4 protein-coding genes are annotated in these 3,104 nt (G+C 41.4%); all 4 read left to right on the plus strand.

Annotated features, from left to right (window positions below; genetic code table 11):
* Nucleotides 1–75 precede the first annotated feature (75 nt).
* Complete coding sequence (locus LD39_RS18715) at nucleotides 76–261, plus strand: hypothetical protein (protein ID WP_035551644.1); 186 nt, start codon at nucleotides 76–78, stop codon at nucleotides 259–261.
* Between the two features lie 218 nt (nucleotides 262–479).
* On the plus strand, nucleotides 480–1,790 hold the full coding sequence (der, locus tag LD39_RS18720; protein WP_035551647.1) for a ribosome biogenesis GTPase Der: 1,311 nt from the start codon (nucleotides 480–482) through the stop codon (nucleotides 1,788–1,790).
* Nucleotides 1,791–1,814: 24 nt separating this feature from the next.
* Nucleotides 1,815–2,855, plus strand: a complete 1,041-nt coding sequence (locus LD39_RS18725; protein WP_035551650.1) for an NAD(P)H-dependent glycerol-3-phosphate dehydrogenase — start codon at nucleotides 1,815–1,817, stop codon at nucleotides 2,853–2,855.
* 61 nt (nucleotides 2,856–2,916) lie between these two features.
* Nucleotides 2,917–3,104, plus strand: a 188-nt coding sequence (locus LD39_RS18730) for a stage VI sporulation protein F (protein ID WP_035551653.1), incomplete at its 3' end; no start/stop codon positions are given.

The raw sequence follows: 3,104 nt of genomic DNA on the forward strand, positions 1-3,104 counted from the left end.
ATCATTTCTGCAGTCCCTGTTTTAGAAAACGCCATTCAGATGCCTTCGAAGCGAATGAATCGGGAGGGTTAATCTATGAAGTTAGAAAAAGCGATTCTTGCCTCAATCACTTTAAAAGCAGACAAAGTATCAGGAGGAGCTGCAGTATTTCATTGTGATTCGAAAGAAGAATTGGAATCTGTAGCTGCAAATCTAGAAGCGATCTTGGACGGGATTGCTCATCGTCTCAGTGATTCACTTTATATTATCGTCAAGCACTGAAACGAATTGAGTATTCACAGAAAGTCTGCTAAAATAAGAAAGTTAATGGCTATCTGCTGTTCTATGGAGAGAGGCTGTCTGGCAGCATGTTCATAGGAGAGCAGTCTTTTTTTCGCCATTTGAGAAGTAGTACCATAAAAAGGTGCTCTCTTTTTACGTTTTCATCATAGAAGAAACGTGGAATAATGAAAATAGAATGAGGAAAGGATGATCCTTTCATGAGAAAATCAGTTGTAGCAATAGTTGGACGACCAAATGTTGGAAAGTCTACGATTTTCAACCGCCTGGTCGGAGAAAGAATATCTATCGTAGAAGACACCCCCGGGGTGACTCGTGATCGTATCTATGCCGAAGCTGAATGGCTGACAACAGTCTTTAATGTTATAGATACTGGTGGGATCGAACTAGGAGATGAACCTCTCCTTGTTCAAATGCGGGCACAAGCTCAAGTAGCCATCGACGAAGCTGATGTCATCGTATTCATGGTCAATGGTCGTGATGGGATTACGGGAGCAGACGAAGAGGTTGCAAAGATCTTATTTAAATCGAATAAACCTGTGGTTTTAGCCGTAAATAAAGTGGATAATCCAGAAATGCGGGAGAATATATATGAATTTTATTCTCTTGGATTTGGGGAACCATACCCAATTTCCGGGACACATGGTCTAGGGTTAGGTGACATGCTTGACGAAGTCGTTAATCACTTTCCTGAAAAAGTTCAGGAAGAAATAGATGATGATACCATCCGATTTAGTTTAATCGGACGTCCAAACGTCGGGAAGTCATCTCTTGTAAACAGCTTACTTGGTCAAGAGCGTGTCATTGTGAGTGAAATCGCGGGTACGACAAGAGATGCAATCGACACACCTTTTTCGAAGGATGAACGAGATTTTGTCATCATCGATACAGCAGGAATGAGAAAACGCGGGAAAGTATATGAATCAACTGAAAAATATAGCATCATGCGAGCATTGAAAGCGATTGAACGTTCTGATGTCGTCTTAACTCTAATCGATGCAGAAACAGGCATTCAGGAGCAGGATAAAAAGATTGCTGGTTATGCTCATGAAGCGGGCAAAGCTGTTATCATTGTAGTGAATAAATGGGATACCATTGACTCTGAAGACAAGACGATGAAAGAGTTTGAAGATAAAGTCCGTTCCGATTTCAGGTTCTTGGATTATGCTCCCATTGTATTTTTATCTGCGAAGACAAAAAAACGTATCCATACGCTATTGCCAAAGGTACTTGAGGCTAGTGAAAACCATGCTAAACGCGTGCAGACAAATATTTTGAATGAAGTGATCATGGATGCCCTGGCTATGAATCCTTCTCCGTCCATAAAAGGACAAAAACTGAAGATCTTTTACGCTACACAAGTTGCCGTCAAACCCCCAAGCTTTGTCGTGTTTGTCAACGAACCTGAACTGATGCACTTCACTTATGAACGTTTTCTTGAAAATAGGATTCGTGAAGCGTTTGGATTCGAAGGAACTCCTATTAAAATTTTCGCACGGAAACGTAGTTGATTGTAACGGAAGGGAGTAGGTAACATGGAAAAAGTAGCTGTTCTAGGAGCAGGCAGCTGGGGAACGGCCCTGGCTCTTGTCCTTGCTGACAATGGTCATAAAGTGGCTTTATGGTCTCATAGAAAAGAGCATGCAGAGGAAATTAATCGTTTGCATACAAATGAAAAGTATTTGAAGGGGATCACTCTTCCTGACGAAATAGAGGCTGATAATAACTTATCAAGTGTGGTCGAAGGGGCTAGACATATTATTCTTGTCGTCCCTACGAAAGCCATAAGAGAAGTCTGTCAGGATTTAACGAAAGTCCTTAAGGAGAAAGTGACTATTACTCATGCCTCTAAAGGCATAGAGCCAGGATCATATAAAAGAGTGTCCGAAATCATTAAAGAAGAAATACCTGAAGAATACTTTGAGGATATTGTTGTTCTATCTGGTCCTAGTCATGCAGAAGAGGTAAGTCTTCGACAACCCACAACGGTCACCGTATCTGCAGACAAATTGAAAGTAGCGGAGAACGTTCAAGATCTGTTTATTAATAGCCAGTTCAGAGTATATACCTCTCCTGATCTTATCGGTGTTGAAATCGGTGGTGCCCTGAAAAATATTATTGCTCTCGGTGCAGGGATCTCAGACGGGTTAGGTTACGGAGATAATGCGAAAGCTGCATTAATTACAAGGGGGTTGGCTGAAATTGCGCGGTTAGGAACATCAATGGGTGCCAATCCGCTTACATTTTCAGGACTTACTGGCATCGGGGACTTGATCGTCACTTGTACAAGTTCTCACAGTCGAAATTGGCGTGCTGGCTATAAATTAGGTCAAGGAAATGAATTGGACGAAGTGCTTGAACAGATGGGTATGGTTGTAGAAGGCGTTCGTACAACAAAAGCTGCTTATCAGTTGTCTAAAGAGCAAGGTGTTGAAATGCCCATTACAACAGGGATTTATCAAATCCTTTTTGAGCAAGCGGCTCCGAGGGATGTCGTCGATCAATTGATGACAAGGATCCGCCGTCACGAGATGGAGGATTTGACAAATATTCTAGATGATCAAATGAATGACTGACAATTGACCTCCTTTGTGCATACACTATCTAGAACTTAACGCACGAGGAGGTCAACTGTTCATGAGTGATTTTCAAAAGAATATTTTTGATCATTTAAAAAAGAAGGCCAACATCGATCCTGAAGATGTTTTCAAAGTTGCGAACTCTGTACAAAACGCAGATTTCAGTGATGAAAAAACGGTCCGTAAACTGGTACAACAGTTAGCTAAAGTGGCGAACAAACCAGTATCCAAGAAAAAAGAAGACAA

It is taken from the genome of Halobacillus sp. BBL2006 (genome assembly GCF_000786645.1).
Taxonomy (GTDB): Bacteria; Bacillota; Bacilli; order Bacillales; family Halobacillaceae; genus Halobacillus.